Annotated in this window: 18 protein-coding genes; 12 read left to right on the top strand and 6 right to left on the bottom strand. The window is 71.2% G+C overall.

What is annotated here, in order from left to right; genetic code table 11:
• Positions 1-12: 12 nt before the first annotated feature.
• The gene (locus C4V41_RS08750; RefSeq protein ID WP_103955239.1) at positions 13-438 is read left to right on the top strand and encodes a hypothetical protein; all 426 of its coding nucleotides are present in this window, start codon (positions 13-15) and stop codon (positions 436-438) included.
• 47 nt (positions 439-485) lie between these two features.
• Positions 486-905 carry a hypothetical protein gene (locus tag C4V41_RS08745; protein WP_103955238.1) on the top strand — a complete coding sequence of 140 codons (420 nt, stop codon included), beginning with the start codon at positions 486-488 and terminating at the stop codon, positions 903-905.
• Here C4V41_RS08745 and C4V41_RS64085 read toward each other — a convergent pair.
• Positions 902-3,172 carry a PQQ-dependent sugar dehydrogenase gene (locus C4V41_RS64085; RefSeq protein ID WP_235029985.1) on the bottom strand — a complete coding sequence of 757 codons (2,271 nt, stop codon included), beginning with the start codon at positions 3,170-3,172 and terminating at the stop codon, positions 902-904. The genes C4V41_RS08745 and C4V41_RS64085 overlap by 4 nt on opposite strands.
• 132 nt (positions 3,173-3,304) lie before the next feature.
• Positions 3,305-4,345, bottom strand: coding sequence for a LacI family DNA-binding transcriptional regulator (locus C4V41_RS08735; RefSeq protein ID WP_103955236.1), 1,041 nt, complete (start codon positions 4,343-4,345; stop codon positions 3,305-3,307).
• 103 nt (positions 4,346-4,448) lie between these two features.
• Here C4V41_RS08735 and C4V41_RS08730 point away from each other — a divergent pair, with 103 nt between their 5' ends.
• The 5 genes from C4V41_RS08730 to C4V41_RS08710 are packed head-to-tail and all read left to right on the top strand — an operon-like array spanning position 4,449 to position 8,978.
• Positions 4,449-5,678: an amino acid ABC transporter substrate-binding protein gene (locus C4V41_RS08730; RefSeq protein WP_103955235.1), complete on the top strand. Its 1,230-nt coding sequence runs from the start codon at positions 4,449-4,451 to the stop codon at positions 5,676-5,678.
• Complete coding sequence (locus C4V41_RS08725) at positions 5,672-6,553, top strand: branched-chain amino acid ABC transporter permease (RefSeq protein WP_103955234.1); 882 nt, start codon at positions 5,672-5,674, stop codon at positions 6,551-6,553. The genes C4V41_RS08730 and C4V41_RS08725 overlap by 7 nt, the downstream gene beginning before the upstream one ends.
• The gene (locus tag C4V41_RS08720) at positions 6,537-7,526 is read left to right on the top strand and encodes a branched-chain amino acid ABC transporter permease (RefSeq protein WP_200823843.1); all 990 of its coding nucleotides are present in this window, start codon (positions 6,537-6,539) and stop codon (positions 7,524-7,526) included. The genes C4V41_RS08725 and C4V41_RS08720 overlap by 17 nt, the downstream gene beginning before the upstream one ends.
• A complete protein-coding gene (locus C4V41_RS08715) occupies positions 7,523-8,254 on the top strand; it encodes an ABC transporter ATP-binding protein (RefSeq protein WP_103955233.1) in 732 nt (243 codons plus the stop codon). Before C4V41_RS08720 ends, C4V41_RS08715 begins: the two co-directional genes overlap by 4 nt.
• On the top strand, positions 8,247-8,978 hold the full coding sequence (locus tag C4V41_RS08710) for an ABC transporter ATP-binding protein (RefSeq protein ID WP_200823842.1): 732 nt from the start codon (positions 8,247-8,249) through the stop codon (positions 8,976-8,978). Before C4V41_RS08715 ends, C4V41_RS08710 begins: the two co-directional genes overlap by 8 nt.
• Positions 8,979-9,039: 61 nt before the next feature.
• Here C4V41_RS08710 and cydB read toward each other — a convergent pair whose 3' ends face one another.
• Together cydB and C4V41_RS08700 are read right to left on the bottom strand one after the other, a co-directional pair.
• A complete protein-coding gene (gene cydB / locus C4V41_RS08705) occupies positions 9,040-9,924 on the bottom strand; it encodes a cytochrome d ubiquinol oxidase subunit II (protein ID WP_103955232.1) in 885 nt (294 codons plus the stop codon).
• A 10-nt stretch (positions 9,925-9,934) separates the two neighbouring features.
• Positions 9,935-11,278, bottom strand: coding sequence for a cytochrome ubiquinol oxidase subunit I (locus tag C4V41_RS08700; protein ID WP_103955231.1), 1,344 nt, complete (start codon positions 11,276-11,278; stop codon positions 9,935-9,937).
• A 438-nt stretch (positions 11,279-11,716) separates the two neighbouring features.
• On the opposite strand from C4V41_RS08700, the gene C4V41_RS08695 reads away from it, so the two are divergent.
• On the top strand, positions 11,717-13,975 hold the full coding sequence (locus C4V41_RS08695) for an NB-ARC domain-containing protein (protein ID WP_160150221.1): 2,259 nt from the start codon (positions 11,717-11,719) through the stop codon (positions 13,973-13,975).
• A gap of 1 nt (position 13,976) precedes the next feature.
• Positions 13,977-16,766 (top strand): NB-ARC domain-containing protein, encoded by a 2,790-nt coding sequence (locus C4V41_RS08690; protein WP_103955229.1) that lies wholly within the window; start codon positions 13,977-13,979, stop codon positions 16,764-16,766.
• Here C4V41_RS08690 and C4V41_RS08685 read toward each other — a convergent pair.
• Positions 16,763-17,587 (bottom strand): polysaccharide deacetylase family protein, encoded by an 825-nt coding sequence (locus tag C4V41_RS08685; protein ID WP_235029984.1) that lies wholly within the window; start codon positions 17,585-17,587, stop codon positions 16,763-16,765. The genes C4V41_RS08690 and C4V41_RS08685 overlap by 4 nt on opposite strands.
• A 102-nt stretch (positions 17,588-17,689) precedes the next feature.
• Here C4V41_RS08685 and C4V41_RS08680 point away from each other — a divergent pair, with 102 nt between their 5' ends.
• Positions 17,690-18,307, top strand: a complete 618-nt coding sequence (locus tag C4V41_RS08680) for an SRPBCC family protein (RefSeq protein WP_103955227.1) — start codon at positions 17,690-17,692, stop codon at positions 18,305-18,307.
• A gap of 93 nt (positions 18,308-18,400) precedes the next feature.
• Entirely contained in the window at positions 18,401-19,297 is an 897-nt protein-coding gene (locus C4V41_RS08675) for a hypothetical protein (protein WP_103955226.1), read from the top strand.
• A 136-nt stretch (positions 19,298-19,433) separates the two neighbouring features.
• On the opposite strand, the gene C4V41_RS08670 is transcribed toward C4V41_RS08675, so the two are convergent.
• A complete protein-coding gene (locus C4V41_RS08670) occupies positions 19,434-20,435 on the bottom strand; it encodes an ArsR/SmtB family transcription factor (protein ID WP_103955225.1) in 1,002 nt (333 codons plus the stop codon).
• A gap of 108 nt (positions 20,436-20,543) precedes the next feature.
• Here C4V41_RS08670 and C4V41_RS08665 point away from each other — a divergent pair, with 108 nt between their 5' ends.
• On the top strand, positions 20,544-21,215 hold the full coding sequence (locus C4V41_RS08665) for a DsbA family oxidoreductase (protein WP_103955224.1): 672 nt from the start codon (positions 20,544-20,546) through the stop codon (positions 21,213-21,215).
• Positions 21,216-21,235: the final 20 nt, after the last annotated feature.

Raw genomic sequence — 21,235 nt, 5'->3', positions numbered from 1 at the left:
GTACCTCCGCACATGACGACATTTCCACGTCTGGCCGCTTTCGCGCTGCTGGCCGGACTGGTCGCCGGCTGCTCCTCAGGCGGCTGGAGCGACTACGTCGCAGCGGGAAAGACCCAGCAACCCCCCAATGCCACTCCCCTCACCGTCGAACAGATCTCGACCAAGGTCGGGTGCAAACCCAAGATCCAGGTCGAGGGCGACGAGATCCGGACGGCCTACTGTAAGACCGCCGAAGGCGAGTTCTTCGTCAACACGTTCAAGACGGAGAAGCTCAAGGACGAGTGGATGGACCAGGCGCCCGAGTACAACCCCCACCTGGTGGGCCCTCGCTGGACCGTGCTGGGGCCGCTCAAGACGCTCGAAGTGCTGAAGGGCCCGCTCGCGGGGGACCTCCATCTGACGGACCACCGGGTCTCGATGACGCCGGCGCCCAACTAGATGGTCTGGGTCTGAACCGGCCTCGGGGGGCCTGCGTACCTCCGCACATGACGACATTTCCACGTCTGGCCGCGTTCGCGTTGCTGGCCGGACTGGCCGCCGCCTGCTCCTCCGGGAGCGGGGGCGGCGGCTACGTCGCGGCAGGCGGCAAGATCGGCGCCGCCCCCCTCACCGTCGAGCAGCTCGCCGCCAAGGTGGGCTGCGAGCCACGGATGCAGGTCGACGCCGCCGAGATCCGTACGGGGTACTGCAGGACCCCCGACGGCGAGTTCTTCGTCACGACGTTCAAGAACCAGGCCGGCAAGGACGCCTGGATGGACGCCGCGCCCGAGTACAACCCGCACCTGGTCGGCAACCTCTGGACGGTCCTGTCCAGCCGGTCGGTGCTGGATCTGCTCAAGGAACGGCTCGGCGGCGACCTGCATCTCACGGACCATCGGACCAAGAAGATGCAGGTCGTCGGCTAGCGCCGGCGGACGAGCTCGTACTGGGCCCTGATCTCGGCCGGGCTCGCGGCCCGGTCCAGGAACATCAGGCCGTCCATGCGGCAGTCACAGGGGTTCTGCTCCCTGGTGTTCTGCGGGTAGCTGCCGCCGATCTTGATGCCTCTCGGGTCGGTGGCCGAGGTGACGTCGGGCTCGGGATCGCCCTCGACTCCCCACGGGTCGCCGGTGACCGTGTTGAAGCCGTCGAGCGGCCTGCCGTTCTTGTACAGCTTCATGGTCGCGGTGTCGAAGTCGTACGTGGCGGCGAGGAACACCCACGTGTCGCGGGGCAGGATCTCCTGCCACGGCTTGTTCGCGGCGAACGTCTGTGAACTGCTGCCGTCCACCCTTCTGGCCAGCGCCACCACCCGCAGCTCGCCGTTGACCGTGATCAGTTCGAGCAGCGCTCGCACGTCGTGGCCCTGGGAGTTGCCGCTGAGCAGCCCGGCCAGCCCGATCGCGCCGTAGTAGTCGGCCGGGTCGGCGGTGTTGGAGTTGGGCGCGGGGCCCTGGCCCTGCATCTTGAACCAGCCCATGATCGTGGTCGCCTTGACGCCGTTGAAGGCCCGCAGGCTGGGCACGCCCGGTTCGCCGTACACGCCGGCCTTCCAGTCGTCGTTGCCCGCCGTCGCCGGTTCGACCTGCCTGGTCTGCAACGCGTTCCCGCTGCCCCGGTACGCCTTGTCCGGCACGCGCATCGCCTGGCCGCCGTTGACCAGCGTGATGGTGCTGCCGGAGGTGCCCTGGTCCTGCTCCTTGGCGGGGTCGCCGGGCAGCGGGTGCTCGAAGTCGTAGGAGGCCACCAGGTTCTGGCGGAACGTGGGCAGCACGCCGGCCGGATAGGCCGCCTTCGTGACCTTCCAGATCTTGCCGTTGGCCTTGGACAGCAGGTAGAGCTCACCCGCGTTGTCCTGGCCGAAGCGCAGGTCCACCCGGGCGTGGCCGGCCAGGTCCGCCATGGTCACCTGCTTGCCGGTCGAGTCCACCAGCCGCGGCTTGTACATCGGCGCCCGGCCGGCGCCCTTCTTCATCTGGGACGCGACGGTGAAGAACACCTGGCCGTCCACGATGTCGCCGAACAGGTACTTGCCGTGGAGCTGCGGCAGCCGGGCACCCCGGTAGACGAAGCCGCCGACGATGGCGTGGCCGCTGTCGGCGGTGCACGGGTGGCCGGGCGGCGGGTCGTGGTCGTAGGCGGCCACCGGGTAGTTGTAGCCGAACTGCGCGTCGTCGTCGGGCAGCGTGTACAGGTGGCAGCGGTCGGCCCTGTTGTAGACGAAGCGGCCCTCGCGCTCGCTCCACCCCAGGTTGTCGCCCGCGCCGACGTCGTAGACGGCCTCGATGGCGTGCTCGCCGATGTGGCCGAGGAGCAACCGGTTGCCGCCGGCCCGCGTGTCCCAGCTGAAGCGGTGCGGGTCGCGCATGCCGTAGGCGTAGATCTCGCCGAGCCTGCCCTCCTGGCCGGCGAACGGGTTCGCGGCGGGGATGCCGTACTTGCCGTTGGCGCTGTTGGTGCCGGCGGGGTCGATGCGCAGGATCTTGCCCTGTGGGATCGCCAGGTTCTGCGGGTCGTCGCTGGTGGTGCCCCTGCCGCCGTCGCCCGCGGCGACGTAGAGCAGGCCGTAGTCCTTGTCGCCGCGGCGGGCGGCCGGGTTGAAGTCGATCTGCTGGATGCCGTGGATCTGGCCGGAGAAGCCGAGCCGCAGCACCTCCCTGCGGGTGCCGGCGAACACGGCGGCCTTCGGGTCGGTGGCCGTCCACTCGGTGATCACGCCGTGGAACCGGGTGCCCGGCTGGGGCGTCAGGTCCGGGGTCTTCGTGGTCAGCGCGGCTTCCCACTCGGTGTGGACGGTGTAGAACTTGCCGTTCCTGCCGAAGTCGGGGTGGAAGGCGGCGAAGCCGAACCCGCTGCCCAGGCCGCGGCCCGAGAGGAAGTCGGGCGCGAACGTGGCCGCGACGTCGAGGTATTCACGCGGCTGCCGGTCCTTGCCGAGCAGGTAGAGCTTGCCGTTGAGGTCGTTGGCGTACAGGCGGCGCGAGCCGTCGGGCAGCTCACCCAGGTAGTTGATCCGGGCCCAGCGGACCAGCCGCTGGTCGGTCGGCGCCGGGGTCGGCTCGGTCTTGGGGAACGAGGCGAACTCCTCCAGCGTCAGCGTGAGCGCCGACGCGGCGGGCTTCTCGGGGATGGGATCGTCGATCGGGACCGGCTCGGCCCAGGCGTTCGCCGGCGAAGCGTAGAGGGTGGTCATCAGGAGGACGGTCGCGATCGTTAACTTGCGAAAGGCGGACATCGGGGGAAATCCTCTCGCCCTGCACCGTAAGCGCTTTCGAAAGCGCTTTCCTTTCAAAACTAGCGAATCGTAACCCGACGAAAGGGAGTGTCAAGAGGCCGGTGGGGCGGTGGAGGCTCTGATCACCAGCTCGTGCCGGGTGCGCCGGCGCCGTGGCCGCGCGGCCGGCGGCTTGAGCACCAGCTCCAGCGCCTGCTCGCCCATGCCCACCATGGGCAGCCTGATCGTGGTGAGCGCCGGAAAGACGTCACGCGCCAGCGGGACGTCGTCGAACCCGGCCACCGAGATCTCCTCGGGCACCCGGCGCCCGTGGTTCAGCAGCCACGACAGCGCCCCCACCGCCATCGGGTCGTTCAGCGCCACGACCGCCGTCAGGTCCGGGTGCGCCCGCATGAGCCGGGCGGTCGCCGCCGCGCCGCCCTCCCTGGTGAAGTCGCCGTGCACCATCGGGACCGAGGCCCAGTCGAGCCCGGCCGCGCCGTAGGCCGTGCGCAGCCCGGCCAGCCGGTCCTCGACCGTGGTCAGGTTGGCCGGGCCGCCCAGCACGCCCAGGCGGCGGTGGCCCAGGTCGAGGAGATGGCCCATGAGCGTGGCGCCGCCGGCCGCGTTGTCGGGCAGCACCGCGTCCACCGGCAGGTGGTGGCGGCCGATCACGGCGGCCCGGCCGCCCGCCAGGGTGAACGAGCGCAGCTCGGCGGCCAGCGCGGTCTCGTCGCCCGCCTCGACGTAGCCCGAGCCCGCCAGCACGATCGAGGTCACCCGGTGGGCGCGCAGCGCGCGGACCCTGGCCAGCTCGGCGCGCGGGTCGCGCTGGGTCTGGCTGATCAGCGCCAGGAAGCCGCGGCTCTCGGTCTCGCGCAGCACACCCCTGGCGATCTCGGCGAAGTAGGGGTCGCCGACGTCGTGCACGATCAGCCCCACCATGGACGCCTGCCCCCCGGCCAGCGCCCGCGCGTGGCTATTGGGCACGTAGCCGACCTCGGAGGCGATCGCCTGGACATGCGCCGCGAGCTGGGCACTCACTCCCGTGCTGCCCGTCATGGCGCGGGAGGCCGTCGCCAGCGAGACCCCCGCGGCCCTGGCCACATCGACCAGGCGCGGCGGCGAGGAAGGCGAAGATCGCTCTGTCATGTGGTGCGGACCCCCTTGTCCGGGGCGGATTCCCGTGTAATCGTAACCGAAAGCGCTTACGAAAGCGCTTTCGCTCCGCCACTTCTCGACGGGGGTCTCCTCCATGGCACGAGTTACCAAGAGTCTGGCGATCATCTCGATATGCGCCTTAGGGCTGACCGCGTGCGCGAAGACCGACGAACCCGGCGCGGCGCAGTCGCCGGGGCAGCAGCAGGGGCCGGTGAAGGTCGGCATCTCGCTCCCGCTCACCGGCGACTTCTCGGAGCCGGGCAAGGGCATCCAGGAGGGCTACCAGGTCTGGGCCGACCGGGTGAACGCCAAGGGCGGCCTGCTCGGCAGGAAGGTCGAGCTGATCTTCCGTGACGACGCCTCCGACCCCAACCGGGTCAGCTCGGACTACGAGTCCCTCATCACCCAGGACAAGGTCAACCTGGTCTTCGGGCCGTTCTCCTCCCGGCTGGTGATCCCGGCGGCGAAGGTGGCCGAGTCGTACAACATGCTGTTCGTGGAGCCCGCCGGGGCCGCCGCCGAGGTCTTCGAGCAGGGCTTCAAGCGGCTGTTCTACGCGGCTCCTGCGATCGCCGGCGACCACTACAACTACCTGGCCGACTACATCACCAAGCTGCCCGCCGACAAGCGGCCGAAGACGGCGGCGTACGCGAGCCTGGACGACCCCTTCGCCCAGGGCACCGCGTACGGGCTGCGCGACAAGCTCGCCGCGGCCGGGATCAAGACGGTCGTCGACGAGGTCTACCCGCCCGAGACCACCGACTTCTCGCCCATCGCGGCCAAGATCGCGGCGGCCAAGCCCGACCTGGTCGTCGGCGGCACGCAGTTCGAGGACTCGGTTGGCCTGGTCCGCGCGCTGCAGGAGCTGAAGGTGCAGCCCAAGCTGGCGGCATTCTCGACGGGGCCGACGCTGGCGGAGTTTCCCGCCGCGGTCAAGGGCGCCGTCGAGCACATCGTCTCGCCGGTCGGCTGGTCGGCCACCGCCACGTTCCCCGGCAACCAGGACCTGGTCAAGCGGTACAAGGAGATGTTCAACGGCGAGGCCAACGAGGACGCGGCCAACGGCTACACCGTCGGCCAGATCGTCGAGAGCGCCGTGAACGCGGTCAAGTGCGTCGACCCGACCAAGGAATGCCAGGACAAGCTGACCGAGCACATCAGGCAGGGCACGTTCGAGACCGTCGTCGGGCCGCTGTCGTTCGACGACAAGGGACGCCCGGAACAGGCGCACATGATCCAGCAGTACGTGAACGGCAAGGTCGAGATCGTCCTGCCCGAGCAGGCCAAGACCGCCGACATCGTCTACCCGAAGAAGGAATGGTGAGCCTGCTCCTGCAGGGACTGGCCCTGGGGGTGCTGACCGGCGGGCTCTACGCGCTGCTGGCCTCGGGGCTGTCCCTGTACTTCGGTGTGATGCGGGTGGTCATGGTGGCGCATCCGGCGTTCCTGTTCCTGGGCGCGTACCTGACCTACACCGTGCACACCGTGTTCGGCGTGGACCCGTTCCTGGCGCTGCCGCTGACGGTGCCGCTCTTCTTCGCGCTGGGCGTGGCCGTGCAGCGGCTGCTCATCGCCCGCCTGGCGCCCGAGAACCTGGCCATGATGTCGGTGCTGCTCACGTTCGGCATCGCGCTGACCATCGAGGGGCTGCTCGGCACGTTCTACACCGGCTCGTACAAGTCGGTCAGCATGGAGTACGCGACCAGGTCCCTGACCATCGGCGGCGTGCACCTCCCCTACGACAAGATCATCGCGTTCGGGGTGGCCGCGCTCACCCTCGCCGTGCTGTTCGCGGTGCTGATCAAGAGCAGGTTCGGGCAGTCGCTGCGGGCCACGATCCAGCACCGCGAGGCCGCCAGGCTCGTCGGCATCCAGACCGAGCGCGTCGCCGGCTACGGCTTCGGCGTGGGCCTGGCCACCGCCGCCGTCGGCGGCACGGTGCTGGCCCTGATCACGCCGTTCTTCCCCGCCTCGCACTGGGTGTGGATCGGCAAGCTGATGGCCATCATCGTGGTCGGCGGCCTGGGCAGCGTCGTGGGCGCCGCGCTGGCGGCCGTCATGCTGGGCGTGGTCGAGGGTCTCGTGCTCGTCACCGTGGACGCCACCTGGGCCACGATGATGTTCTACGTCTTCCTCTTCCTGGCCCTGCTCGTCCGTCCCCAGGGGTTCTTCGGAGGCCGGCTTGCGCACCGTTTCTAGAGGGCTCCCGTTCTTGGTCGGCGCGCTGGCGCTGGCCTATCCGTTCCTGGTGCCCAACTACTACCTCGTGTACGCGGGCGCGCTGACCGTCATGTACGCCGCCATGTCCACCTCCTGGAACCTGCTCGGCGGCTTCACCGGTTACGTCTCGCTCGGCCACTCGGCGTTCTTCGGGCTGGGCGCGTACGGCACCGGGCTGCTCGTCGTGCGCCTGGACGTGCCGTGGGTCGTGGCCCTGCTCGGCTCGGCGCTGCTCGTCACGGTCTTCGCCGTCGGCGTCGGCATCGCCGCCGTACGGGTGCGCGGCGCGTCCTTCGTGATCGTCTCCATCGCGCTCGTGTCGATGATGAACCTGGTCGTGCAGGGCTGGCGCTCGCTCACCGGCGGCTCCACCGGCCTCCAGGTGCCCTCGCCCTTCCCCGACCTGCATCGCGGCCAGACGCACATGGTGTTCTTCTACCTGTTCCTGGCCCTGCTCGGTCTCGCGCTGCTGTCCTGGTGGTACATCTCCCGCTCCCGGTTCGGCGCGGGCCTGCGGGCCATCAGGGAGGACGAGGACAAGGCCGAGTCGCTCGGCGTGCCCACCGGGGCGTACAAGGTGACCGCCTTCGCCCTGTCCGCCCTGTTCGTGGCGCTGGCCGGCGGGCTGTACGCGCTCTGGTTCGGCAGCCTCGACCCGATCTTCGTCTTCTCCATCCTCATCGGCTCGTACATGGTGCTCATGAGCCTGCTCGGCGGCGTCCGGCACCTGTACGGCCCGCTGCTCGGCGCGCTCATCGTGGCCCCGGCGGGCGAATACTTCCTCATCGCGCTCGGTGAGACGCAGATCCACCTGACCGCGACCGGGCTGGTGCTCGTGCTCGTCGTGCTGTTCATGCCGGACGGCATCCTGGCCAGGTTCGCCGGGAAACGCGGCGGGCCTTCCATCCCGGACGAGACCGCCGACCAGCGACTCCAGGGGGTCACGCGATGAGCTCGCTGCGTACCGAGGGGCTGACCAAGGCGTTCGGCGGCGTGCTCGCCGTGGACGGCGCCGCCGTCGAGTTGCGGGACGGCAAGATCAACGGCCTGATCGGGCCGAACGGCTCCGGGAAGACCACGTTCTTCAACCTGATCACCGGCATGATCCGGCCGGACTCGGGCCGGGTGCTCTACCGCGACCGCGAGATCACCCGGCACTCGCCGCACCGGATCGCGCACGCGGGCATCGGCCGCACCTTCCAGCTCTGCCGGATCTTCCCGCGCCTGACCGTCATGGAGAACATGCTGGTCGCGGTGCGCAGGACCCGGCTGCGCGAGCTGCTGGCGGGGCTGCACGACAAGGGCGAGGTCGAGCGGGCCCGCCACTGGCTGCGCCGCATGGGCATCGAGCACCTGGAGGAGGCCGAGGCCCGCGACCTGTCGTACGGGCAGCAGAAGCTCCTGGAGCTGGCCGCGGTCCTCATGGCCGAACCGGAGCTGGTGCTGCTCGACGAGCCGGCCGGCGGCGTCAACCCGGCGCTGATCGACCGGATCGTCGGCCTCGTCCGCGACCTCAACGCGGAAGGCCGCACGTTCCTCGTCGTCGAGCACAACATGGACATGGTGATGGGCATGTGCGACCACGTGATCGTCTTCGACCGGGGCGCGCCCATCGCCGAGGGGCCGCCGTCACTCATCCAGGAGGACCCGCGGGTGCTGGAGGCGTATCTCGGTGTCTGAGGTCGTGTTGAATCTGGAGGACGTCGTCGCCGGGTACGGCAGGGCCGCGCCGGTGCTGCGCGGGCTGGCCGTCACCGTCCGCGCGGGCGAGGTCGTCTGCCTCGTCGGCCCGAACGGCGCCGGCAAGTCCACCGCGCTCAAGGTCGCCAGCGGCCTGCTCGTGCCCCGGGAGGGCCGGGTGCTGCTGGCCGGGAAGGACGTGACCGGGCTGTCGCCGCAGCGGCTGCTCGGCCTGGGCCTGGCCCACGTGCTGCAGGGGCACAGCGTGTTCCGCGAGATGACCGTGGCCGAGAACGTGCGGCTCGGCGGGTTCACCGTCCGCGACCAGGCCAAGCTGGAGACCAGGATCGCGGCCGTCAAGGAGCTGTTCCCCGTGGTGGGCGAGCGGTGGGGCAGCATGGCCGGGCTGCTGTCGGGCGGGCAGCAGAAGCAGGTCGAGTTCGCCCGCGCGCTGATGCTGGAGCCGTCCGTGGTGCTGCTCGACGAGCCGTCGATGGGGCTCGACCCGCGTAACACGCAGGTGGTGTTCGACCAGATCGACCTCATGCGCAGGACGGGCGTGGCGGTGCTGCTGGTGGAGCAGAACGCGCGCCGGGCGCTGGAGATGGCCGACGTCGGCTGCGTGCTCGACCTCGGCCGGGTGCACATCTCCGGTCCCGCGCGCGAACTGGCCGCGGACCCGCGGCTCGGGCGCCTGTACTTGGGAGGCGCTCCCGCGACCTGACCCCGTCGCCCTCGCTTCGGTACAGGTCCTTCTGAGAAGGAGGGGGGACGGCCCAGGCGGGTCAGGCGGTGGCCGTGACGCGGACGCGCTTTCTGAACACCCAGTACGTCCAGCCCTGGTAGACCAGGATGAACGGCAGGGTGATCAGGCCGATCCAGCTCAGCACCGTCAGCGTGTACGGGCCCGACGCGGCCTCCGCCAGGGTGAGGCCGGGCAGGGGCCGCAGCCGCAGCTCCATGAAGACCGCCAGCGTGGCCAGCACGATGGCGCCCGCCGTGGCCGTGAACGCCCAGCCCTCCCTGCGCCGCCAGATCAGCGCGACGGCCGCGGCCAGCGCCGCCATGGCGGCCAGGGCGGGGAAGGTGCCCAGGCCCGACAGGGCGGCGACGGCCACCGGCATGACCACCGCGCCGGCGACCAGGGCGGCGGTCCTGGCGCGGCGGCGTACCGGACCGGTGGTCTTGAGCGCCAGGAAGACGGCGCCGTGCAGGGCGCACACCGTCAGCGTGAACATGCCGCCGAGCAGGGCCGCGAGCGCGCTGCCGAACAGCAGGTCGGCGAAGACGGCGCCCCACAGGAACGCCGGCAGCGCGCTGCCCACCACGATGCCCAGATCGCACCAGAACGGGTCGGCCACCTTGCCGCGCCACTCCAGCCCGACGCCGCGCACGATCAGGCCGACCAGGACCAGCGTGACCGGCAGGTAGAAGGCGCTGAACACGCCCGCGTACCAGGCAGGGAACGCGGCGAACATGGCGCCGACCGCGGTGATCAGCCAGACCTCGTTCCCGTCCCACACCGGGCCGATGGTCTCCAGGCCGGCGCGCTGCTCGTCGGCGTTCCCGCTGACGACGGGCGACAACATCCCGACGCCGAAGTCGAAGCCCTCCAGCACGAAGTAGCCGGTCCAGAGGAAGGCGATGACGGCGAACCACAACTCGATCATTGTCAGCTCCTCAGTACATCAGCGACGGCTCGCGCCGCTCGGCCGCGGGGGCGGGTACCCGCTCCTCGGGGCCCTTGCGGACGTGCTTGGCCAGCAGCACGATCTCGGCCACCGTGAGCGCGCCGTACAGCAGGGTGAAGATCGTCAGCGAGATGGCCACCTCGGCCAGGCTCACGCCGGGCGACACGCTGGCGGCCGTCAGCAGCTCGCCCGCGACCGTCCACGGCTGGCGGCCGATCTCGCTGAGCAGCCAGCCGGCGATCACCGCGATCAGCGGGAGCGGCAGCGCCAGCAGCATCGCCCGCGACAGCCAGGCCGGGAACGGGCGCTTCCTGCGGGTCAGCCAGAGGCCGAGCACCGACAGGCCCACCGTGGACAGCCCGAAGACGAGCATCACGCGGAACGACCAGAAGACGATGGCCTGGTCGGGCCGGTAGTCGCCGGGGCCGAACTGCTCCTCGAAGCGCCGCTGCAGGTCCTCGGTGCCCTGGACGGTGGCGTTGAAGTCGTGGGTCGACAGGAAGCTGAGGACGCCCGGGATCTCGATGCCGGGGGCGAGGCTGAACGGGGCGGCGGCGGTGTCGCGTTCGAGCCCTTCGGCGGCGGCCAGCTTCATGGGCTGCTGCTCGTACATGAGCCTGGCCGAATGGTCGCCGGTGGCCGCGACGACCGCGCCCGCGATCGCCGTCATCACCAGCGCCGCGCGGGCGGCGCTCCGCCACATGCCGGCGCGCGTCTTGAGCAGGTGGTAGCCGCACACCGCCAGCACGAAGCCGCCCGCCACGATGAACGCGGCCCCGATGACGTGCGGGACCTGGGCCAGCGCCGTGGAGTTGGTCAGCACGGCCCACAGGTCGGTCATCCTGGCCTTGCCGTCCACGACCTCGTATCCGACCGGGTGCTTCATCCACGCGTTGGCCGCCAGGATGAAGTAGGCCGACAGGTTGGACCCGATGGTCGCCGCCCAGATGCACGCCAGGTGCACCTTCTTCGGCAGCCGGTCCCAGCCGAAGATCCACAGCCCCAGGAACGTGGATTCCATGAAGAAGGCCAGCAGCGCCTCCATGGCCAGCGGCGCCCCGAAGACATCGCCGACGAACACGGAGTATTCACTCCAGTTCATCCCGAACTGGAACTCCTGCACGATGCCGGTGACCACGCCCATGGCGAAGTTGATCAGGAACAGCTTCCCGAAGAACTTCGTGAGCCGCAGGTAGTGCTCCTTGCCCGTCCGGTGCCACGCCGTCTGGAGGCCGGCCACGAAGATGCCCAGACCGATGGTCAAGGGCACGAACAGAAAGTGGTACACGGTGGTGATCCCGAACTGCCACCGTGCCAGGTCAAGTGCGTCCATCTTCCCCGCCGACTCCTGAGCTCTACAAGCTGTAGTACATCTACCTACAGTAGTACTACAGCTTGTAGAGCAACGGGATGCGATCTTGGTCACATCCCTCTCTCGCTGGTCACTGAGGTATCGAGGATGCCGTCCGGGGGCGGGTCGCGGCGTCACCCGCCGGGTTGATTCCGGCGTACCCCGCTCGGCGGAGTGTGCCCGGCAAAGGGGTATAAGGGTGGCTATTTAGTTATGGCGGGGCATTGTTTGGTTTGCGATACAGAAAGGAAACGTTTCACGGCGGCGTCGACGCGGGGGCGGAGTTCGGCCGCATTGGTTGGCCCTGGGGGTGTTATGAGGCGATTTTCGTCTTATGTCCAAGGATATGAGTTAGAGGCGGGATCGTTCGTTCTTCTGGTGTTTTCGGCCTTTGGTCTTGGGTTCTGGCTCCGTGGCAATGTGGTCGGGCTGGTGGCCATGCTGGTCGTCGTTCCGGCGGCCGCCGTGCTGCTGGTGGCCAGGCTGTCGCAGCCCCGCGCGGTGTCGCAGCCGATCGGGCCGCATTCCCAGCCGGCCGCCAGGACGCCGTCGCGGCCGTACCTGGTGCCCAGGGAGCTGCCGCCCGCGCCGCGCGGATTCGTCGGACGGCTGCGCGAGCTGGAGTGGCTGGCCGATTCCGTCGCCGCGCGGGCCGCGAAAGGAACCACGGCTATCGCGATATATGGAGCTCCAGGCATCGGCAAATCGGCCCTATCGATCACATTCGCCCACCACGTCGCTGATCGATTCCCGGACGGCCAGCTCTATGTGCACCTGTGGAAGGCGTCCCGCGACAGCATTGACGGTCTGCGCGCTTATGTCATCCGCGCTCTCGCGCAGCCCGGCGAGGAGGTGCCCGGCAACGAGCAGGACAGGGAACGGCGCTATCGCGAGCTCACCCGCGACAAGGCGGCCCTGATCCTGCTCGACGACGTCCCCGCCTCCCTCGACCTCGGCGCGTTACGTCCGGGCGGGCACAAGAGCGTGCTCATCGTGACCTGCCGGGACGATCCGGGCCGGCCGGACGTACCGGCGCGCGAGCTGGGCCCGCTGTCCGAGCGGGAGGCCTTCGACCTGCTGCGCGCGGTCATGGGGAGCCGGCGGGTGGAGCGCGAGGAGAAGCAGCTCGGCGAGCTGGCCGGCGTCTGCGACGGGCATCCGCAGGCCCTGCGCGTCGTGGTCACCGCCGTGGCGCAGCGGACCGACTGGACGGTGGACCGCATCACCGAGCGGGCCAGGTCGCTGCCGCTCGTCACCCCAGCCGACGGAGCGCCGCCGGTACGGCACGAGCAGGCGTTCGACGCCGTCTACGTCATGCTGACCAGCGACGAGCAGAAGGCGCTGCGCGCGCTGCGGATCTTCGCGCCCCTCGTCCCGTTCTCGCCGCGGGAACTGGCCGCCGCCCTGCGCGTGGACGACGCCAGGGGCGGCCGGCTCGCCGCCAGCCTCGCCGACGCCGGGCTCCTCGAACTGCTCACCTCCGGCTCCGGCACGCCGACCTGCCGGGCGCGCGACATCGTGGTGCGCTACGCCGCCTACCGGGCGCGCGCCGAGAACGACCCGGAGCCGGGCGTCCTGCTGGCCCGCGTCAAGAGGCTGAGCAGGCAGAAGCCGCCCGCCGCCGGCGAGTACGACATGGACCTGCTGCTCAAGAAGTACGGCACCTTCAAACGCGCGAGCGAGGCGGTCCGCGGAGCGCTGGCGGCGGCCCGCGAGAAGCAGGACGTCTCGTGGGAGGCGGCGGCCTGCATCGCCCTGGCCGAGCTCAACTGCGACCTCGGCCACCTCACCGCGGCCGAGGACCACGCCAACCGCGCGCTCACCCTCGGCGAGGCGGGCGGCCACGCCCGCCCCCTGCGGTGCCTGGCCAGGATCGAGCACCGGCGCCACCGCTTCGACGCGGCCCTGGAGCACGTGCGCGAGGCCATGCGCATCGCCGTGGCCGGCGAGGACCGCGCCGAGCAGGTCAGGATCCTGGGCGAGCAGGCCTTCGTGCTCGCCCTCAGGGACGCACCCGGCGACAGGAAGGAGGCCGCGGAGGTGATCGAGACGGGCGACCGGCTGCTGCGCGACCTCGGGACCGAGGGCGAGCGGCTGCGCGCGGAGTTCGGCTGGCGCAAGGGCAACGTGGCCTTCTACGCCCGCGACTACCGGGCCGCGCTGAGCGCGCTCGACGAGGCCAAGAGGCAGGCCGCGCAGCACGGGCAGCCGTGGTTCGGGGCCTGGATCGACCAGACCAGGGCCCGGGTGGCGCTGCGGACGGAAGCCTTCGAACCGGGCGCCCGCCACGCCTCCGAGGGGCTGAAGTCGTTCACGGCGCTGCACCACCGCTTCGGCGCCGCCCACTGTTACTACCGGCTGGGCGAGATCTATCTGGCGGAGGGCCGGGCGGCCGAGGCCGGGACGGCGCTGCGGCAGGCGCTGGAGTCGTTCCGCAACTGCGGCGACCGCTGGATCGAGGGCGGCGTCGCCCTGCGGCTCGCCGCCGCCTACCGGCTCAAGGGCATGAAGGGCGAGGCCGTCCGGCTCCAGCACGCGGCCTTCCTGAGCTACCGCCGGCTGGACGGCTGGGGCCGGACCACGCGGAACGCGGCGCGGGCGCTCCTGCGCACGGTCTTCACCAGACGTTCGAGGACCAGGCGTTCGAGGAGGACGACCATCACCACGAAACGAGCGTGACATGCCAGGCGAGAAGGGCCGCCCGTCTCGCAGGCGCCGCCGTCGATTACTGCCCGCGACCCAGATCGTCGCGGCCGCGCTGGGGGTCCTCGGCGCCGAGCTGGCCGTGCTGGCCGGCTGGGTGGAGGACCCGCGGCTGCGCATCGTCCTGGCCGTCGTCACGCTGCTCATCCTGAGCGTCGCGGCCGTCCTGGGCCTCCTGGTACGCCAGAGCCTGCGCCCGGCCGACCGGTTCGCGCTGCCCCTGTTCGCCGGCCGGCAGAAGGAGCTGGACGACCTGGTCACCATGTACGACCAGCACCGGGCCCGCCTCCGCGGCGAACGGCCCGGCCGCCCCCTCGTCATCCTCATCCACGGCCGGCCGGGCATCGGGAAGACCGCGCTGGCGCACCGGTTCGCCGCCGAGATCGAGGAGCAGTATCCCGACGGCCGGCTCTACCAGAACCTGGGCACGGCGGGCGAGGCCAGGGCGCCCAGGGACATCCTGCTCTCTTTCCTGCGGGAGCTGGGCTGGAACGACGAGAACGTGCACGCCCAGAGCGCCGACGAGCTGGCCGGGGTGTTCCGCGCGAAGACGGCCGAGAAGCAGATGCTCATCGTGCTGGACGCCGCCCGCAGCGCGGAGCAGATCAAGGCGGTGCTGCCCAGCGGCGAGCAGTGCACCGTGCTCATCACCAGCCGGGCGAACTACCTCCTGGGTGACAACGAGGACTCCCCGCAGACGCGGTCGTACCGGCTCGGACCGATGCGGGAGGACGACGCGTGGCTGACCTTCCGCTCGGTCTGCCCCGTCGGGTTGCCCGCGGAGATGCTCGCCGAGATCACGGAGCTGTGCGACGGCCAGCCCAACGCGCTGCTCGCCGTGGGGGAGCGGGCCCGCGACGTGCTCACCTTCAGCGGCCGCCCGCCCGCGGCGGCGCTCCAGCCGCTCATGGCCGAGCTGCGCGATGGCCGCACCCGGCTGGCCGCGCTCAAGCACGGCGGGCGCGACGTCGCCGATCGTTTCGAGAGCGAGTACGCCGTCCTCGAACCCGAGGTGAGGAAGGCGTTCGTGTTCCTGACCCTGTCGCAGTCGGACACGTTCACGCCCTGGGTGCTGCAGCCGATGCTCGACATCGGCACCGTCGAGGCGTCGAATCTGATGGACCGCCTGTGCCGCGTGGGCCTGCTGGACGGCAAGGGCCGCGACCCCTCCGGCTTCGTCCGCTACCGGATGAGCCCGCTGATCAGGCTGTTCGCCGAGCAGCAGCGACGCGAGCCGGCCTGGGAGGAGGAGATCGGCGCGGCGCGGTCCCGGTTCCGGCTCGCCTATCTGGCGGGCACGGCGCAGGTGCTGTCGGTCCTGTACGGGGGCCGCCGGCTCGCGCTCGACCAGGAGGTCCCGGCGGAATGGCTGCCCCAGTTGCCCGGCTGGGAGCGGCAGGTGGCGGCCAACGTCGGCTTCTGGCTGCGGGCCGAGTTCGGCAACCAGGTCGAGACCGTGCTGGAGGCCGAACGGCAGCGGCAGCCGGTGGTCTGCTGGCGGCTCGCGGCCATGCTCGGTGACTGCTATACGCCGCCCGTGCGCCACGACACCGTGCGGCACGCGTTCGACCTGGCCACCAAGGCCGCCGCCCGCGACGTGAACGACCCTACGGCCGTGATCCGGGTCCGCCTGGCCAAGAGCGGCTACCTGGCCGCGGTGCAGGACTACGCGGACGCGATCGGCGAGCTCCGGCTCGTCCAGCACTCCCCGGGGACGGGCCACGCGGCGCCGCTGCGCGCCGAAGGGCTGTTCCGGCTGGCGTTCGCGCTGCACGAGATCGGGCACCACGAGGAGGCGAAGAAGGTCCTGAGCGAGGTCGACGGCCGCCCGCCACCGGCCGGGAACACGGTCGGAAACATGGCCGGGAGTACGGTCGGGAGTATGGTCGGGGGCACAGCCGGGATCGGGAGCACGGCCGAGAGCGCGGCGGAGCACTGGCCGGTGGCGTGCGCGCCCCTGCTGCTGGCCGAGAGCGCGGCGCTGAGCACGGCGGAGGGCTGGTCGGCGGCGTGCGCGGCGCGGCGGCTGCCCGGTCAGGCCCCGCCGCACGCCCGGTTCGTCGAGTCGCTGCTGCGCGCCCGCCGCGACTGCCGGCGCCGCGCCGGTGAGCGCTGCGAGACGGCGCTCGGCAGGGCGGGCGAGATCGCCGACGGCAGCCTCGCCGGGGTGGCCGCCGTCCAGCGCGAACGCCTGGCGTACCTGCTGCACTGCGGCACGGGACGCGAGGATGTCGTGTCGCGGGCGGCGCGCGGTGTCGTGACGAATGTGCGGGTCGGGCGACCGTACGGGCTGGCCCAGGCCCGCTGCGACCTCGGGCAGGCGCTGCTGCGCACCGGGGACGTGCCGGGCTGCCTGGACCAGCTCGACCTGGCCGAGTCACAGTTGCGCGGCAACCCGATGGACGGGCGGCCGGAGACGGGGCGCCTGCTCGCCCGCCTGTGGCGGTTGCGCGGGCAGGCGCGGCTGGCCGCCGGGGACCACGCCGAGGCGCTGGAGTCGCTGGGGGACGCCGACGTGTGGTTTGCCGGCCACGAGCCGTGGGCGCACGCGGAGATCCTGCTGCTGACCGGCAACGCCCAGCGCGCGGCCGGGCGGCTGGTCGCGGCGCTGGCGGCGCACGCGACGGCCCTCGACCTCTTCTGCCGCCACGGCGACCAGGCCATGGAGGAGCTCGCCCGCCAGGAGCTCACCCTCACCCTGGGGGAGATGAACGGCCGTCCCGTACGGCGCCGCCTCGTGCGCGCCCTGGCCTGCCGCCGCCCCTAGCGAACACCGTGCTCCTTCAGGTACGCCCGCAGGTTGCCCAGCTCGTAGCCACGCCGCTTGATCTTGTTCACCAGGATGCGGAAGTCTCTGGCCAGGTTGGGCCGGAAGTGCAGGAGCAGGATGTCGCCAGGGCGCAGCTTCTTGTCGGGCACCTGGTAGGCGATCTTGCCGCCCGGCTGGACGGTGGCGGTCCAGAGGAGCACGGCGTTCATGCCGCAGCTCTTGGCGGCCCTGAGCGTGTCGGTGTTGTAGTTGCCGAACGGGGGCCTGAACAGGGTCGGCCGGCCGCCCAGCTCCTTCTTGATGAGGCTCGACGAGCCGCAGATCTCACGGCGCTGGGCGTCGTAGCCGAGCAGGCTGAGGTTGGGATGGGTGAGGGTGTGGTTCTCGATGGGGACGCCGGCGTCGCGAAGCTGCCGGAAATATCCCCATTTACCAGCTCCAACGAACCGGGCCGGGCCGCCCGACTCGTCCGGCGTGCCCTTGGCCTCCACGGCGTCGCGCATCGCGAAGGCCGTGATGGGAATGCGCCGCTCCCGGATCTGCCGGACGAACCCCGGATCCTGCTCCCAGCCGTCGTCGATGGTCAGGAAGACGACCTTGCGCTTGGTCGGGATCGAGCTGATGACCGGCGGGAGCGCGCCGGGACGGGGGAGCCGGCGGACCTCGCCGTCGCGCGGCAGCGCTCCCGGCGGGCCCTGCGGGGTCGTCACCGGAGCCGGGGCCGGGGCGGACGTGGCCGGCGCGGTGGCGGGGCCGACGCTCGCCGTCCCGGCCGGGGTGCAGGCGGTCAGCGCCAGCAGGCCGGCCACGAAGGTCACGCGTCGTCTCTCGTTCCGCCCCCTGCGCATGGGGCACCATCTTGCCAGCCTTGGTCAGGTGTTGCCCTTATCCACCTGATCCGGCGCGCCTAAAGTGACGTTATGAAAGTGGCGGGCAGCGCCGTGATCGGCGTGCAGAGAGATCGGGTGTGGGCCGCGCTCCAGGACCCGGCGGTGCTGGTGCGCACCATTCCGGGGTGCGAGCGGCTGGAGGAGATCGGGCCGGACACGTACCGCATGACGGTCAACGCGGGAGTGGCCTCGATCAAGGGCGTCTACCAGGGGGAGGTGGCGCTGACCGATCCGCTTCCGCCCGAGCGCTTCACGCTCAAGGCCAGGGGGCAGGGCGCGCCGGGGACCGTGGACGCGACCGTCCAGGTACGCCTGAGCGAGGACGGCGGCGGGACCCGCGTCGACTACGACGCCGAGGCGGTGATCGGCGGGATGATCGGCGGAGTCGGGCAGCGCATGCTGGGCTCGGTTGCCAAGCGCACGGCGGGCGAGTTCTTCGCGGCCGTCGAAGAGCACCTGCGCGCACCCACGACCGTGGCCGAGCAGCCGGTCGAAGTGGGCGCCCCCGTCTATGAGCGGCCCGCCCAGCGGCAGGCGGCCGAGACACGGCCGTGGGTGATGCTGGCGTCGTTCGGCATGGGGGCCGGGGTGGCGGTCACCGGGGTCGTGGTGGGGTGGTTGCTCGGCCGGGGCCGGCGGCGTTCATGAGCGGCGGTCATTAGCGGGGCTTTGACCATAAGGGGAGGCGGCAGGGTGTCGGTGGCTCTCGCGGAAAAGGATCTCCGGGCGTAGCGTGGCGGTATGCGGCAGGCACATGCTGAAGACGCACGGACAGAAGCCAGGCGAGTCGTACGCAACCTGCTGGGTGAGGAGCGTCCGACAGCCGAGCTGCTGATCGCCGACGTGCGCCCGGTGCTCGGGGACGACCGGACCGACCGTACGCTCGGGCTCGCGCTCGGCGCCTCCCTCACCAGACGTTCGGCGGAGCTGGCCGCCATCGCCGCGCTGCTGGTCGGCACCCGCGAGCTGGGCGACGACTGGTGGAGCAGGCCCAGGGGCGGCAAGCTGCCGCCCCCCGACGAGGTGGTGCGCACGGCCGTCGCCATCGAGCCGTGGACCGACCTGACCGCACTCGAGATGCTGGCCGCCTGGATGGCCGACGACGCCGCCGACGAGATGTGGGGCCGGCCCGTCGCGCAGGTCGACCTCAACTCCTGGCAGGCCGAAGACCGCTTCGACCTGCCGCCGGGCGCCAAACCGGGCGAACGGCTCGTCGTGCACTTCGACGCCGGAGGGCGGCTCGACGCGGTCGTCGCCCGGCGGCCCGACGAGGATCTCGGATCCAACCTGGACTTCCAGTCGCTGCGCTACTCCCGTCCCGCCGAGGCGCAGTGGAGCTGGGGCGTGGCGGCCGGGCTCGGGCCGCACCGGCTGCCGGGTGAGGACCCCGACCCCTACGCCCGTGAGGTCCCCTCGGCCGCCACCGGCATCCTGCGGGCGTGGGCGCTGCGGCACGGCGCCTCCCGCGAGCAGCTCGGCGAGCGGTGGGAGACGGTCGGCGACGTGGTGGCCGCCATCGAGCGGGTCGACTGGATGTGGCGCAGCGGCGAATGGTTCGGATGGTGGCGGGGCGCCTCCGCGCTGGTGGACGACTCGGCCTATCTGCCGTACCGGCTGGAGGAGCTCGCAGCGGGGTGAGGCCGCCGAGCCAGCCCCCGCGAGGTTCGGCGTGCCTCCCCCCGGCAGCATTCTGCTGGCCGGGCCCGCGCCCGCTGAAGCCCTTGCGTCTACATGCAAACCCTTGCGGCCGGCGCGCGGAAGGGTTAGAACCTGCCTAGCCCAGCTCGCCCTTGAACAGCGCCTCGCCCAGCCTGCTCCGGATGTGCAGCACGTGCCGCCCGTGCCTGGTGGTGTGGATCAGCCCGGCGCGCCGCAGCGCCGTCGCGTGCCTGCTGGCCGCCGACACGCTCACCCCGAGCGCCTTCGCCAGCGCCGTGGTGGTGAGCCCGTCGCCCACCAGGTGCAGGGCGGCGGCCCTGGTGGGCCCGAGCAGTTCCGACAGCGCGTCCATGTGGTCCGTCCGGCCCTCCGATAACTCCCAGAACGGCGCGCGCTCGACCGGGTAGACCAGCGTCGGGCTCAGGCTCTCGTCGGCCAGCGTGATCGGGCCGTGCACGCCGAAGAAGACCGGGATGAGCAGCAGCCCCCTGCCGTCCAGGTAGAGGTCGCGGTCGACCACGTAGTCCACGCTCAGCACGGGCGGGTCCCAGCGGGCCGCCGGGTGCAGGCCGCTCAGCAGCCGGTCCACCCCGCCCATGGCCATGGCCTGCGAGCGCCGGGACAGGTCGGCGTCCACGGCCGCGGTGAGCTGGCGCGTGTAGGGGGCCAGCACCGTGTCGTGGTAGCCGCGGACGGCGTCGCCGAACCGGTCGAGCACCTCCGCCTCGCCGCCGGCCAGGGTGGCGAACCACGACGGCGGCCGCCGGTAGTCGGCCGACAGCCGTCCGAGGTCGATGCGCAGCCGCGTGACCGGCGTGGCCAGCACGGTTTCGAGGCCCTCCTCGAACAGCGGCCGCTGCCCGGCGGGGGTGAGGAAGTCAGGGAAATACGGGGTCGCGGGCATGAGCTGGGCCAGCCGCCGCACCGTGGCCTCCAGGCCCGTCTCGGTGACCGCGGCGACGGCCCGGCGCCGCCAGGTGGTGAAGAAGGGGACATATTGGTCGGGAAAGGCGAGCTGGTGCACGCTGAGCACGAACTCCCACATGGCGTCGTGCCCCGCCGCCAGTCTCACCCGCGTCAGATCCTCGCGTCCGAAGTGGATGCGCAGAGTCTTCACACGCTCACCTCCGTCACCCCCGAGCCTAGGTCCGCGAGATTGCGGTCGGATTTATGGCGTATCACCTCATGCGGAATCGGACGGGTGCGCCGGGGGTTGACCACATACATGAAGGTTGAAGTTTTTTCTGATGTCGTGTGCCCCTGGTGCTACATCGGGCACGTCAGGTTCGCGCGGGCCGCGGAGCGGTTCCGGGCCAAGGGCGGCACGATCGAGGTGACGATGCGGCCGTTCCAGCTCAACCCGGACGCCCCGGCGGAGGCCGAGCCGCTGCTCCCGGCGCTGGAGCGCAAGTTCGGGCCGAACGCCGGGCAGATGATCCAGCGGGTGATCGACACCGCCGCGGCCGAGGGGCTGGAGCTGGACTACGACCACGCGGTCAGCGCGAACACGCTGGAGGCGCACCGCCTCATCGAGGTCGCTACGCGGCAGGGGCTCGGCGAGGAGATGGCCGGCCGGTTGTTTCTGGCCTATTTCAGCCAGGGCCAGAACGTGGCCGACCCCGCCGTCCTGGCCAAGCTGGCCGCCGAGACGGGCGTCCAGGACACCGGCGAGGGCGCCGAGGAGGTGCGCGAGCAGCTCGGCAGGGCGCGGGCGCTCGGGATCAGCGGGGTGCCGCTGTTCCTGTTCGAGGGCCAGTACGCCGTGTCGGGCGCGCAGCCGGAGGAGACCTTCACCGCCGCGATCGACGAGGTGGCCGAGCGCACGGGGCAGACCCCGATCACGCAGCTCGCCGCGCCCGCCGACGGGTGCGACGACGACGGCTACTGCGCCGTCTGAGCATTTCAGGATGGGACAAT

Origin of the sequence: Nonomuraea solani (assembly GCF_900108335.1) — a bacterium.
In the GTDB taxonomy this organism is placed as follows: Bacteria; Actinomycetota; Actinomycetes; order Streptosporangiales; family Streptosporangiaceae; genus Nonomuraea; species Nonomuraea solani.
Note: the sequence above shows the minus strand (reverse complement) of the source record. Positions and strands in the feature narration are given on the sequence as shown.

Excerpts from the sequence above, each read along its gene's own strand:
- C4V41_RS08725 (WP_103955234.1), top strand. The coding sequence starts at position 5,672 with ATGGTGAGCCTGCTCCTGCAGGGACTGGCCCTGGGGGTGCTGACCGGC.
- C4V41_RS08665 (WP_103955224.1), top strand. The coding sequence starts at position 20,544 with ATGAAGGTTGAAGTTTTTTCTGATGTCGTGTGCCCCTGGTGCTACATC.
- C4V41_RS64085 (WP_235029985.1), bottom strand. The coding sequence starts at position 3,172 with ATGACCACCCTCTACGCTTCGCCGGCGAACGCCTGGGCCGAGCCGGTC.
- C4V41_RS08700 (WP_103955231.1), bottom strand. The coding sequence starts at position 11,278 with ATGGACGCACTTGACCTGGCACGGTGGCAGTTCGGGATCACCACCGTG.
- C4V41_RS08675 (WP_103955226.1), top strand. The coding sequence starts at position 18,401 with ATGCGGCAGGCACATGCTGAAGACGCACGGACAGAAGCCAGGCGAGTC.
- C4V41_RS08680 (WP_103955227.1), top strand. The coding sequence starts at position 17,690 with ATGAAAGTGGCGGGCAGCGCCGTGATCGGCGTGCAGAGAGATCGGGTG.
- C4V41_RS08745 (WP_103955238.1), top strand. The coding sequence starts at position 486 with ATGACGACATTTCCACGTCTGGCCGCGTTCGCGTTGCTGGCCGGACTG.
- cydB (WP_103955232.1), bottom strand. The coding sequence starts at position 9,924 with ATGATCGAGTTGTGGTTCGCCGTCATCGCCTTCCTCTGGACCGGCTAC.
- C4V41_RS08730 (WP_103955235.1), top strand. The coding sequence starts at position 4,449 with ATGGCACGAGTTACCAAGAGTCTGGCGATCATCTCGATATGCGCCTTA.
- C4V41_RS08750 (WP_103955239.1), top strand. The coding sequence starts at position 13 with ATGACGACATTTCCACGTCTGGCCGCTTTCGCGCTGCTGGCCGGACTG.
- C4V41_RS08690 (WP_103955229.1), top strand. The coding sequence starts at position 13,977 with ATGCCAGGCGAGAAGGGCCGCCCGTCTCGCAGGCGCCGCCGTCGATTA.
- C4V41_RS08735 (WP_103955236.1), bottom strand. The coding sequence starts at position 4,345 with ATGACAGAGCGATCTTCGCCTTCCTCGCCGCCGCGCCTGGTCGATGTG.
- C4V41_RS08715 (WP_103955233.1), top strand. The coding sequence starts at position 7,523 with ATGAGCTCGCTGCGTACCGAGGGGCTGACCAAGGCGTTCGGCGGCGTG.